General features: G+C 67.4%; 14 protein-coding genes. 5 read left to right on the top strand and 9 right to left on the bottom strand.

The features are described from left to right. Window positions 1-44 precede the first annotated feature (44 nt). The 3 genes from Q7C18_RS16160 to Q7C18_RS16150 form a co-directional block, all read right to left on the bottom strand. Window positions 45-659: a hypothetical protein gene (locus Q7C18_RS16160; RefSeq protein WP_311026247.1), complete on the bottom strand. Its 615-nt coding sequence runs from the start codon at window positions 657-659 to the stop codon at window positions 45-47. A gap of 40 nt (window positions 660-699) precedes the next feature. After that, on the bottom strand, window positions 700-1,398 hold the full coding sequence (locus Q7C18_RS16155) for a hypothetical protein (RefSeq protein ID WP_311026246.1): 699 nt from the start codon (window positions 1,396-1,398) through the stop codon (window positions 700-702). 106 nt (window positions 1,399-1,504) lie between these two features. Beyond that, window positions 1,505-1,891: a hypothetical protein gene (locus Q7C18_RS16150; RefSeq protein WP_237090175.1), complete on the bottom strand. Its 387-nt coding sequence runs from the start codon at window positions 1,889-1,891 to the stop codon at window positions 1,505-1,507. Between Q7C18_RS16150 and Q7C18_RS16145 the strand changes: the two genes are divergently transcribed. After that, window positions 1,883-3,067, top strand: a complete 1,185-nt coding sequence (locus tag Q7C18_RS16145; protein ID WP_311026245.1) for an FtsK/SpoIIIE domain-containing protein — start codon at window positions 1,883-1,885, stop codon at window positions 3,065-3,067. The genes Q7C18_RS16150 and Q7C18_RS16145 overlap by 9 nt on opposite strands. Here the strand turns inward: Q7C18_RS16145 and Q7C18_RS16140 are convergent. The 3 genes from Q7C18_RS16140 to Q7C18_RS16130 are packed head-to-tail and all read right to left on the bottom strand — an operon-like array spanning window position 3,019 to window position 4,764. Further along, window positions 3,019-3,681, bottom strand: a complete 663-nt coding sequence (locus Q7C18_RS16140; protein ID WP_311026244.1) for a glutamine amidotransferase-related protein — start codon at window positions 3,679-3,681, stop codon at window positions 3,019-3,021. The two genes, Q7C18_RS16145 and Q7C18_RS16140, sit on opposite strands and share 49 nt — an antisense overlap. 11 nt (window positions 3,682-3,692) lie before the next feature. Beyond that, complete coding sequence (locus Q7C18_RS16135) at window positions 3,693-3,854, bottom strand: hypothetical protein (protein WP_170922706.1); 162 nt, start codon at window positions 3,852-3,854, stop codon at window positions 3,693-3,695. Window position 3,855: 1 nt separating this feature from the next. Continuing rightward, the gene (locus Q7C18_RS16130; RefSeq protein WP_311026243.1) at window positions 3,856-4,764 is read right to left on the bottom strand and encodes a class E sortase; all 909 of its coding nucleotides are present in this window, start codon (window positions 4,762-4,764) and stop codon (window positions 3,856-3,858) included. A gap of 184 nt (window positions 4,765-4,948) precedes the next feature. On the opposite strand from Q7C18_RS16130, the gene Q7C18_RS16125 reads away from it, so the two are divergent. Next, entirely contained in the window at window positions 4,949-5,269 is a 321-nt protein-coding gene (locus Q7C18_RS16125) for a cell division protein CrgA (RefSeq protein ID WP_070161149.1), read from the top strand. Between the two features lie 91 nt (window positions 5,270-5,360). Here Q7C18_RS16125 and Q7C18_RS16120 read toward each other — a convergent pair whose 3' ends face one another. Beyond that, window positions 5,361-6,251 (bottom strand): hypothetical protein, encoded by an 891-nt coding sequence (locus Q7C18_RS16120; RefSeq protein WP_085437834.1) that lies wholly within the window; start codon window positions 6,249-6,251, stop codon window positions 5,361-5,363. A gap of 148 nt (window positions 6,252-6,399) precedes the next feature. On the opposite strand from Q7C18_RS16120, the gene Q7C18_RS16115 reads away from it, so the two are divergent. The 3 genes from Q7C18_RS16115 (at window position 6,400) to Q7C18_RS16105 (ending at window position 8,927) form a co-directional block, all read left to right on the top strand. Continuing rightward, entirely contained in the window at window positions 6,400-6,933 is a 534-nt protein-coding gene (locus tag Q7C18_RS16115; RefSeq protein WP_070161152.1) for a peptidylprolyl isomerase, read from the top strand. A 9-nt stretch (window positions 6,934-6,942) separates the two neighbouring features. Beyond that, entirely contained in the window at window positions 6,943-7,809 is an 867-nt protein-coding gene (locus Q7C18_RS16110; protein WP_311026242.1) for a rhomboid family intramembrane serine protease, read from the top strand. A 272-nt stretch (window positions 7,810-8,081) separates the two neighbouring features. Continuing rightward, window positions 8,082-8,927 carry a PhzF family phenazine biosynthesis protein gene (locus Q7C18_RS16105; protein ID WP_311026241.1) on the top strand — a complete coding sequence of 282 codons (846 nt, stop codon included), beginning with the start codon at window positions 8,082-8,084 and terminating at the stop codon, window positions 8,925-8,927. Window positions 8,928-8,933: 6 nt separating this feature from the next. Here Q7C18_RS16105 and Q7C18_RS16100 read toward each other — a convergent pair whose 3' ends face one another. Together Q7C18_RS16100 and Q7C18_RS16095 are read right to left on the bottom strand one after the other, a co-directional pair. Beyond that, complete coding sequence (locus Q7C18_RS16100) at window positions 8,934-10,340, bottom strand: copper amine oxidase (protein ID WP_070161158.1); 1,407 nt, start codon at window positions 10,338-10,340, stop codon at window positions 8,934-8,936. Window positions 10,341-10,542: 202 nt separating this feature from the next. Further along, the coding region (locus Q7C18_RS16095) for an LPXTG cell wall anchor domain-containing protein (protein WP_311026240.1) at window positions 10,543-11,677 on the bottom strand (1,135 nt) is incomplete at its 5' end.

The following is an 11,677-nucleotide window of genomic DNA, read 5'->3' as shown; positions in this document are numbered from 1 at the left end:
CCGCCGCGAGCTTGTCCGGCCTCACAGCCGGCGGCCAGGGCACACTATGACTCGTCGAGCTCAGTCGTCCCAGTTGGCCTCCTGGGCCTCATCCATCGACTCATCATCAGAATGCCGGGTCCAGAAAGGGCCTTAATGTCGGCATCGGGGTGCCGTTGCTCGATCACGAACACGCGCCCGTGCTCCTCACGACCTCCAGCCACCCGCAGTACAGGATCACGGTCTTCCTGATAAGTCTCCTGGAGCCCCCTGTTCGGCGTCAGCCCAATCTCCTCAAGCACCGCCAACGCCTTATTCACCGTCTCCTGACTCGGCTCAACCCCAGAGAAGTCATACGAAATCTCAAAAAAGTAATGACCCACAGCTCGAGTACTAGGGTCCGGAATTCCCGACACAGCCAAGTACTCCTGAAGATCCCACGGCTCTCCATGAATCTGAGGCAGCACGTCTTCGCCGAAGTGATCGACCATGACCTCATTGACGAGCTTGATCTCCTCGACCTGCTCCTCATAGGTCTGGCCCTCACTCCAGTTCACCACGATCTCCCCACCATCGGGCCGCTCTACAGAGACTTCATCGGGAGGATCCGCACAACCTGCAACGCCAACCATCAGGAGCACCGCGACCGTCCGGCCAACTCCCCCACGCAACACCGACACCGAAGCTCACCACCAACCCAGAATCTGTGACCACCCTGGCCTAGTCAGACGAGTCGTCATCGAACGGATCATCAATATCCTCCAACTGCCGAGGATTATCAACATCGAACTCTTCTTCGCGCTCCCGGCGATTCTTATCAATCACCCGCTCGTACGCTTCCCGCATACTCGGATCATCCGACAACCGGGTTTGGTAATGGGAGCGGAAAGCATCGCCTTCTGCCGTGCTCGCTATGAGGAAACCGCGCCCTTCCGCCAACCCAGCACCGTAGAAGATCTTCTCGTACTGAGAGATCCCCTGCGTGTTGCCTGGATTCTCGCTCAACCCCAGGCGTTCCGCGATCTCCTCCGCCACCTCGTAGGTCTCCTCCAGATCATCGAACGGCACATCGAACCCCACCCGCTGCCGGAAGACACCATCTCCCTCAGGACCCGGAGCCGATTCAGCTTCATGGAGCTCCGCGCTCCAGGGCTTACCATCAATGGTCGCCACGTCGTCCCCGAAGTACTCCCGCATCACCTCCACCACGATCTCCAGCTCAGCCATCTGCTCCTGATGGGTCAATCCACCCTCGATATCTATCAACCCCTCACCAGCAGTGCCCTCAGCCCCCGGGGTTCCCTCGCCGTTTTGGCCGCTCATCGGTTCCTCAGCACCTCCATGCCCTTCGTTGCCCTCACCGCCCGGCTCCTCACCAGGCCCGCCGCAGCTAGCCAAGAGCAGGCCGGTGACCAGCACCCCGACAGACAACCACCGGCCACGGCCCGTCGAAGGAACGCGCACAGCACTCTGGGCCGACCGCCGCATACCCATATCCTGCATCAGTCCTCTCTCCTCGGGCCGGTCAGATGATGGTGTCACGCTGGTGGGTCACGGCCTGGAGACGGTCCTCCAGCTGCCAGAGCACCAGATGGGCGGGGGTCCGGGAGAGCACCTGATACTCGGGGGCCTGCCCCTCGTGCCCCAACGGCATGACCGCATAGGGGCCGGCTGCCCCGGCGCAGACATACTCCACGGGCTCTGCATGCCAGCCCTGGGAGGCCATCCGCACCGTCCAGTGCCACCAGGGCTGCTCCCACAGCCTCCGCATGGCGGGGTTGGCCTCTTCCGGCACCGGCGCCGTGCCACCCTCCGCTCGGTCAGTGAAGGTGCTGGTGGGCACCAGCACAGGAAGCGCGTGCAGGTTCCAGGACGGCGCCGCCCCGGTCCATTCGAGGATTCGGTGGCTCACTTCGTCCGTCGGCAGCACCTCCACCCAGTAGTGATCCGGGGCGGGGGATACGGGGTCCAAGTGGTGGCCACCGGCACCCGGTGGAACGAGGTGCGCATCGCCCAGCAGGGATTCTTCGGGACCCGCCTGGAGCTGCGGCTCTCCGAACCGGCGGAGTCCTCCCATGGGCGCAAGACGGCCGCGAAGGTCCCGGAAGACCGCCCGGGGCGGGGACTGAACCACGACCAGCTGCTGGGCCAGATCGCCCTGCCGCGGCTGGACGGGCAGGCAGACGCCGCCACGCTCAACGCCGGAGTCCGGGACGCCGTCGAACGTCTCACCGAGGTCTCGCCCGAGCGCACCCCGCGGCGGGTGCGCCTGCTCCCCTCGCTGCTGCGGCCGGAGGACGTGCCGGCCCCCGCCCGCCAAGGGGTGGTGCCGTTCGGCCTGCTCGAGCGCGATCTCAGCGCCACGATGCTGGATCTCACCGGCCAGGATCGCCACCTGCTGATCCTCGGCGACGAACAGGCCGGCAAGACCTCCGCCCTGCGGCACATCATGCTGACTCTCGTCGAGCAGCACACCGAGGACGAGATCGTCTTCGCCGTCTACGACCCGCGCAAGGGACTGCGGGGGGTGATCCCGGACAGTCACCTGGGCGGGTACGCCCCCTCGGCCGCGCTGGCCCAGGGGCTGACGTCCTCCGTGGTGCAGGAGCTGCGCACCCGAGTGCCGCAGGACCCTCTGGCCCCCGCGCCGGAGACCTTCCAGGGCCCCCGGATCGTGCTGATCGTCGACGACTATGACGTGCTGACCGCCGGCGGAAGCTCCCCGCTGCGGGAGTTCGCCGAGTTCCTGCCCATGGGTGCGGAGATCGGCCTGCACGCCTTCGTGTCCCGCAAAGTCCGCGGCGCCTCCCGGGGACTGTTCGAGCCCTTCACCGGCGCCATGCGCGAGGCCGGCGGGGCCACGTTCATCATGGACGGGGACCGGTCCGAGGGGACGCTGGTCAACGGCGTCAGACCGCGCCGTCGTCGACGGGGACCGGATCAATCTGTACATGCTCCAGGAGGAGACTCGCCAGGCCTATATGGAGATCGCCGCGGCGATCATCTCCACCTACCGGTGAGGCTCTCCGGCTCCGCCGTTCAGCGGATCGGGTTGAGCCGGGCGGCCTTCTCCGCGGCGCCCTGCTGACCCAGTGACTCCAACCAGTTGCCCAGCATCCGGTAGCCGCCTTCGGTGAGCACCGACTCCGGGTGGTACTGCATGCCCCACAGGGGCGCCGTCCGGTGAGCCAGGCCCATGATGACGCCGTCGTCGGTGGTGGCGGTGACCTCCAGGACCTCCGGCACGGAGTCCGGGGCGACCACCAGCGAGTGGTAGCGGGTCGCCACGAAGGTCTCCGGCAGCCCGGCGAAGGACTCATGCCCGGTGTGGGTGACCTCGCTGGTCTTGCCGTGCATGAGCTGCTCGGCATGGGTGACGGTGCCGCCGAAAGCCTCACCCAGACCCTGGTGGCCCAGGCACACCCCCAGCAGCGGTGTGCTCGCCTCGGCGCACCAGCGGGTGAGGGCGATGGAGACGCCGGCCTCGTGCGGGGCGCCCGGCCCCGGCGAGATCAGCACGCCGTCGTGGTCCCCGGCGAGGGCGATCGCCTCAGCCTCGGTGAGGTCGTCGTTGCGGATCACGGTGGTCTGCGCCTCCAGCTCCCGCAGATAGCCGACCAGCGTGTAGACGAAGCTGTCGTAGTTGTCGACCACCAGGATCTTCGCGCGGAAGGCCGCCGCAGCGTCGGAGTTCTCAGTCATCGCGCACCATGCTAGCCGTCCTGGATGGTCGAGTCGTTGAGCGGGCTGTACTGATCCACCCAGGGGAACACCACTTCCATCAGCAGCAGCACGACGGCGGCCAACAGCACCAGCGTCTGGATGATCTTCAGCCACAGCGGGCCGGGAAGATGCCGGAAGATCCATGCGTACATCTCAGCGTGCCTCCTGTGAGCTCAGATCGCCGAAGGGACCATCGGCCTGCATCTGCCGTTCCACAGTGTCGGCCACCGCAGACGGCGGCCCGTCGGACAGCGGTGCGTAGTCCACCAGTTCGGCGTGGGTGATCATCCGCTCCAGGGTCGTGTACGGCGGGTGGCAGGTGGTCAGAGTGAGCGTCGAGCCCTCGGCCTCCGCCTCGAGGTCTCCGGGCACCGGGGCCAGCACATCGGACTGGTTCGGCTGGACGATGTAGGTCTCGGTGACGGAGTAGATGTACCAGCCGTCCGGAGACTGGACGTAGATGAGGTCTCCGACGGCGAACTTGTCCTGGTTCCACAGGATGTTGCCGTAGGTCTGACGGTGGCCCGCCAGCGCGAAGTTTCCGGGCTCACCGGGCAGCTGCGTGGAGGAGTAATGTCCCAGGCCAGCCCGGTTCAGCGACTCCGGCCCCACCCCGGGCACCACCGGCGCGGCCCAGTCGGCGCCGAGCCGCGGCGCATAGACCATCGCCATGACGCCCCCCTGGTCAGCGAAGTTCGCTGTGTGGTCGGGGCCCGGGACGACCAGGTCCTCCAGCTCGACCCCGCCGCGAGACTCTTCGCCGTCACCGCCGTCACCGCCGTTGCCGTTCCCGTCACCGTCGCCGTTGCTGTCGCCCGGGTTCTCCAGCGCCTCGATGTTGGAGAACAGCTCCTGGGTGGCCTCGTTGCGCTCCCGATCCGCCTCCAGGCCGGTCCACCACAGCTCCCAGACCAGGAAGAGGATCCCGAGCACGCCGAGGGTGATGAACAGTTCCCCCACACCCCCGAGGATCCGTGAGCCGACGGATCGGCGCACCGGAGCCGCGGCCGCGGACCGGCGTGCATGACGCGGCCGGGACGGCGGCAGAGGGTGAGTCGGCATGGACGTGCTGTCCTCTCCTGTCGAGCGGGAAGGGCCGGGCCCGTCGTGGAGCCCGCAGACCCGATAGAATGACGCGCAGACCACATGACCCCCACACCGGTGGGGGACAGAGTCAGGATACCGAAGTCGACCAGGGTGTCGCGGCTCCACGCGACGAGCGCGCCCCCGGAAGGATCATCTCACCGTGCCAGAGTCGAAGAACCGCAAGAAGAGCGGCAAGCGCAGCAGGAAGAACCGCGGCGGCCCCGCCGACGCCGTCGCGTCCAGCTCCCCGCTGGACGACTCGGATCCCTTCGCCGAGGACCTCGAGGACCTGAAGGACGAGACCCTTCCCCTGTGGTACCGGGCCACCATGATCGGACTGATGATCCTGGGGCTGCTGTGGCTCATCGTCTGGTACATCAGCCAGGGTCTGGCGCCCATCGCCGCCGCTGGGGGTTGGAACGTCATCATCGGCTTCGGCATCGCCATGGTCGGGTTCCTGATGACGATGCGCTGGCGCTGACAGCCCACGCAGCGGAGCCCGCAGACAGAGGAGGGCCCTCCGATCGTAGGATCGGAGGGCCCTCCTCTGTCTGACTCTCTCAGCGAGCGGCTCAGGTGGCCGGCTTCGGCTGCGGCACGCCGCCGGATGCCGAAGCGCCCTTCTCGCCGTCCTTGGTGACGCTCTCCGCCGGCTGGGCCGGCTTGGCTCCGGACGTCGAGGCATCGGCCGCTGACGGCTTGGCCGAAGGGGCAGCCGAGGAGGAGGCCTGCGGCGTCGCGTCGGCGTTCGTCTCCGCCTGAGCGGCCGGCTTCGACGAGGACGCCGGGGTGCCGCCGGAGATCGGCTCCGGCTTCTTCCACGGGTCCTCCACCGGCTGCGAGGCACGCCACGCGGCCACGCCGGCGGTGACACCGGCGGCGACGAGCCCGAAGACCAGCAGGCCCTTGCGGCGGCTCTTCGACTTCTGCTGCTTCTTCAGCGCCTTGGCCGTCTGCTTGGCGTACTTCTCGGAGGTCTTCCGCAGCTTCTTGACGACCTTCTTGTCTCCGGTGGCCTTCACCAGCGCCTTCTCGACGCGCGGGTCCACCTCCGCCTTGTGGATCAGCTTCGCCGTACGGTCCGCATAGCCGCCCAGCTTGGCCGAGGCCGCCGGGACGTAGTCCTCGGAGAGCTGACGCTTGGCATCCGAGTACTTGGCGTAGACCTTGTCCACCTCGGCCTTCGCCTGCGGGGGAAGCTTGTCGTACTGGGACTCAAGACCCACCGAGGCCTTCGAGGCGAGCCCCCGGGCCCGATCTGCGGCCACTGCCGCGTTGGCCTCCACCGACCGGAGAGCGCGCGCCGAGGCATCCTGAACCTTCGGAGCGTTCTTCCGGTACGTGGTCTCGGCCCAGTCCGCGGCGGCGCCCAGCTTCGGGGCAGACCAGTCGCGTGCCGTCTCGACGCCGGCGAGCACCTTGTGCTCCCAGGTGTGGCTCGGTTTCTTCTTCTTACCGAACATGCATGTCCTCCGAATCAGGATCGGTGTGCTGCCCTCAGCTTACGACCTTCAGCCCCTGTCCTGCTATGACGTGAGCCGATGCGTCGGCGGACGTCGCACGACGTCGCCGGCGGGCGGCCTGTCAGCCTCGGGTGAGACAATGGCGCCCATGAGCGCTATCGCAACGCATAAGGCAACCATCCGCACCAACGCCGGTGAGATCCGTGTGGACCTCTACGGCCACCACGCCCCGAAGACCGTGGAGAACTTCGTGGGGCTCGCCACCGGTGAGATCACGTGGAAGCACCCGGAGACCGGTGAGGAGAAGGTCGGCACTCCGCTGTATGACGGCACCGTCTTCCACCGCATCATCGCAGACTTCATGATCCAGGGAGGAGACCCGCTCGGTCTCGGCGTGGGAGGCCCCGGCTACCAGTTCGAGGACGAGATCCACCCGGAGCTGGACTTCACCTCCCCCTACAAGCTGGCCATGGCCAACGCCGGCCCCGGCACCAACGGCTCCCAGTTCTTCATCACCTCGGTGCCCACCACCTGGCTACAGGGCAAGCACACCATCTTCGGCGAGGTGGCGGACGAGGACTCCCAGAAGGTCGTGGACGAGCTGAACAAGGTCGCCACCGACATGCGTGACCGTCCGAAGCAGGACGTCGTCGTCGAGACCATCGCGATCGAGAAGGTCTGACCTCCGCCCGTGTCAGCTGAGCACTCGCACACCGGGGCGGCCCGACCCGCCCCGGTGTGCCCGCGCCACCCGGACCAGCCCACGCATCTGCGCTGCCAGCGCTGCGATCGTCCGGCCTGCCCCCAGTGCCTCCACCAGGCACCGGTCGGGTTCCACTGCACCGACTGCGTCGCGCAGGCTCGTGCGGCCCGGCCTTCACCGCGGACCCGCTTCGGCGCCGTCGCGCGCCCCGACCGGGCCCCGCTGGTGACCTACGGGGTGATCGGCGTATGTGTGGTGATGTACCTGCTGCAGTGGCTGACCGGCAGCGTGCTGACCCAGGCGCTGTGGTACGCCCCGCTGCACACCTCCAGCTGGGTCTTCGAACCGTGGCGGATGCTGACCTCCGCCCTGCTGCATTCACCCTCCTCGGCGATGCACATCCTCTTCAACATGGTGGCCCTGTGGATGTTCGGGCGGGTCATCGAGCCGGCAGTGGGCGCCTGGCGCTACGGGCTGCTGCTGCTGCTCTCCGCCCTCGGCGGCTCTGTGGCGGTGCTGTTCCTGACCCCGGCCACCACACCCACCGTCGGTGCCTCGGGCGCCGTCTTCGGACTCTTCGGCGCCATGTTCATCCTGCTGCGCTCCTCCGGCGCCCAGACCGGCGGTCTGCTGGTCCTCATCGGCATCAATGCGGTCATCAGCTTCGTCGTGCCCAACATCTCCTGGCAGGGCCACCTGGGCGGTCTCCTCACGGGCGTCATCTGCGCCTTGGTCATCGCCCGTGTGCCCCGCGGACCCCGTCGCAGCCTGTGGCAGGGACTCGGCCTGGCCAGCGTCGCCGGCGTGCTGGTCGCGCTCACCGCCGTCGGCATCCCGCTGGTCACCCCGGCGTGACGGGGCTCTCCTCTCATTCCCCCTGGTCAGAGGCGTGGCCCATGGTGCACAGCCTGTGCAGTGTTCTCTCCACACCCTCACCTCCATCACCCCGCATGGGGGTTCTCCACAGCCGTTATCCACAGTGTGGAGAAGTTACATGACTGTGTTTCCCCAGTTCAGGGAGTTTTCCCCAGCAGCCTGTGGATTGTGGAGGATTCTGTGGAGATACCTGTGCAGGACCTGTGCACGGGTTCGGTTCGGGGGCCTTCCACCGGGGATAGGGTGAGTCCATGACCCGAGACTTCCGTCAGATCGATGTGTTCAGCACCGGCCCCTTCACGGGGAACCCGTTGGCGGTGGTCGCCGCCGCGGAGGACCTGGACGAGCAGACCATGCGGGCCATCTCCGCCTGGACGAACCTCTCCGAATGCACGTTCCTTCTGCCGCCCACCACCGAGGAGGCGGACTATCGTGTGCGGATCTTCAGCCTGGACACCGAGCTGCCCTTCGCCGGGCACCCCACACTGGGGACCGCGCGGGCCTGGCTGGACATGGGCGGGACGCCCCAGAGGTCCGACGTGATCGTCCAGGAGTGTGCTGCGGGCCTGATCCGGGTGCGCCCTGACGGTGATCGGCTCGCGTTCGCCGCTACGCCGCGGCTGCGCACCGGTCCGGTGGAGCCGGGACTGCTCGAGCAGGTCCGGGCCGTGCTGGGCGTCGAGCGTGCCCAGATGGTGGACGCGGCTTGGGCGGACAACGGACCTGGGTGGATCGCGGTGCTGCTGGACAGCGCATCGACCGTACTCAGTCTCCGCCCGGTCCTCGCACGGGGCGGGCTGGAGGACCTCAAGGTCGGTGTCGTGGGTCCCTGGGGACCCGGGGGCGAGGCCGACGTGGAGGTCCGAGGCTTCTTCTCCGAGGGTCTGGCACTGCCGGAGGACCCCGTCACCGGAAGCCTCAACGCCTCGATCGCGCAGTGGCTGACGGAGACGGAACGGATCAGCGCGCCCTATGTGGCGGCCCAGGGCACGGTGCTGGGGCGGCGGGGACGAGTCCACGTCACAGGCGACGACGCCGGAGACCTGTGGATCGGCGGTCAGGCTGAAGTCTCCATCCGCGGCACAGTGGAGGTCTGAGCCGGTTCAGTCCTGCTCCTCGAGGTCGAGGTCATCGTCGAGGTCATCAAGGTCGATGTCACGTCCGTCCTCGTCTTCATCGAGGCCCCGGGTGAACTCACTGTCCTCGGGCACCCCGTCGATCCCCTCGCGCTCCTCCGGGACGTCGGCACGGGTGGAGGTGAAGTCGCGCGGCCCCATCGTGAAGCTCTGCCAGTGCAGCTCCATCGGGGACTGGTCCTCGTCCCGCGGGACGTGGTGGTAGCCGACCGCCACCCAGGAGACGACATCGTCGAGGGTCCCGGAGTCGTCCTCGACGTAGTCCTGGACCGATCGCCCGCAGCCGCCCCGGTTCCGGGTGGCGAAGACCTGACACTCGTCGTGGTTGGTGAAGGCGACGTCATAGCCCACGTCCTCCCCGTGATGGTGTTCGTCATGCACGAAGGTGAAGCTGTCGGAGACTCCCAGATTGATCTCGTAGGACACGGGGTGGTCGTTGGCGTTGAGGAGGTCCGGCGCCATCACCCGCCACCAGCGGCGGTCGTCCCCCTCGTGGAGGGAAGGCTCATCGATGCGGGTCAGGGAGCCCTCCACGATGGGTGACTGGGAGCCCATCTCTCCGGTGGGCTCGGCGTCGTACTGTTCGACCACCATGTCCTCGTCTTCTCCGAGTCCCCAGTGGATCCTCCAGACCACATTGTGGGAATGGCTGGCCGCGTAGTCGGCGTCGCCGTCGCCGATGGGCCACCCATGCTCCTCATCGGTGTAGTCGACCGGAGAGAGATCTCCGGTGGCGCCCAGCGCCGGACGGATGGAGCCGTCGGAACCGAAGGTGTACTCACTGATGTACTCGTACCAGCCCACTTTGGAGATCGTCGAGAGTCGCCATTCGTCGCCGCGGGCGACGGTGAGCTGGCCGTCGGCATGGGACCGGTACGCGAGCCCGGAGTCCTGGGTCTCAGAGCACAGCACCTCCCGTTCGGGCGTGCTGCCGTGCTCCCCGTCCCCGATGTTGGGGATCTCCAGGCCCAGACGTTCCCCGGTGCATTCGTCCTCGGTGAGCGTGTGCATCCGCATCCCGCCGAAGCCGGCTTCGGTGATGTCCGAGGTGAGCCGTTCGCCGTCGTCGTAGGGGACCTCCATCTGCGCCAGGGTCATCTCCTGGATGAGCCGGACGGGGTCCCTGTCGGCCGGGGCGAAGTGGACGTCGCTGAGCACCATGCCCCGTTTGGGGTCGACGGAGAAGCACATGGACCACGCCGAGCCGGAGGACATGATCTGCCCCAGAGGGAGAGCACCCTCCGCACAATCCAGGTGGGAGGTGTCGGGCTCCCCGGCGACATCGGCACCGGCCTGCGCGGTGGGGGCGATCTCCTCCTCCCCCGTGTTCGCGCAGCCCGTGAGGAGGAGCGCGACACCGAGGACACCTGCCATACCGGTCAGCATGGCCCGGGGGGTGCGAGAGAGACGGGGAAGAGGGAGAGACATGGGCTCGGGATCGACCTCTCGATTTCGACACGGGGACAGAAGATCTGCTCCTAGTGTGCCCGCCACCGTGCTCTGGGCACACATGAGCGGATGGCTGCACCGTCCCGGGTAGGGACGATGCAGCCATCCGCGTCAGGGTCTCAGCTGATCACTCAGCCGAGGAGCGGTGGTTCCGCTTCGCGAAGACCACAGCTGCGGTGCCCAGCAGCAGGGCGAGTGCGGCGAGAGCCGCCAGCATGCCGCCGTCAACACCGGTGCGGGCCAGATCCGAGCCGGGCTTGCCACCCGGTCCGGTCTGCTTCCCGTCGTCACCAGCCGGGTCGGCAGTGCCGGTGCCCGTGCCGTCGCCGGCGCCGTCCTCAGCGCCGTCGTCTGTCCCGGTCTCACCGTTGCCGGCCGCGGCATCCTCCACCACCTGGAAGGTGATGGACTGCTCCGGGTAGTCCTCCGCGGTGACCGAGAAGGTGTGGGTACCCAGCTCAGCCTCCTCGGGGATGTCCCAGACGAAGGTGACGGTGCCGTCCTCATCGGCGACCTCGGTGCCGAGCTCCAGGGTCGGGGTGGAGTTCATGAAGCCCTCCACCTCGGTGCCGGGCTCGTAGCCGTGGGCGTAGCCGATCTGCGTGTCACCGTGAGTGAGCACAGGGTGCTCGATCTCGATGCTCAGGACGATCATGTCAGCGACGTCGTTGACCTTGAACACGCTCGTGGCGCTGATGTCCGGGTCGTTGTCGTCGGTGACGGTGACCACCTTGATGCACGGCACGGTGTCCGCCGGGACCGTCCAGATGATGGTGAAGGTTCCGTCCTCGCCGACCTCGACACCATCGATGGTGCCGATGACGTTGCCGTCGACGTCGGTGATCTCCACCGTGACCGTGGTGCCCGGAGTGAAGCCCTCACCGCTGACGGTGATGTCCTCGCCCGGGTTCACGGCCTGCGGGTCGACCGAGACCGTCGGGTCCTCGGAGTCTCCCTCGGCATCCGTGACGGCCACGGCAGTGGCGTCCCAGATGCTCGGGTCGTCCTCGTCGGTGCCGAAGATGAACAGCGCGCCGGGGGCGACGTTGCTCGTCACGGTCCAGGTGAGGGTGAAAGTGCCGTCCTGGCCCACGCTGACGCCCTCCACGGAGTCGTAGACGTTGCCGTCCACGTCCGAGAAGTCGACGACCACGGTGGAACCGGGGACGTAGCCTTCACCGGTGACGGTGAGGTCCTCGCCGATGGCCACCACAGTCGGGTCGGCTGCGATGGTCGGGTCGACGACGACGCCGTCCTCGTCG

This window comes from Nesterenkonia sp. CL21, assembly GCF_031705515.1.
Taxonomy (GTDB): domain Bacteria; phylum Actinomycetota; class Actinomycetes; order Actinomycetales; family Micrococcaceae; genus Nesterenkonia; species Nesterenkonia aethiopica.
The sequence above is the reverse complement of the archived record's forward strand: the minus strand, read 5'-3'. Positions and strand labels throughout refer to the sequence as shown.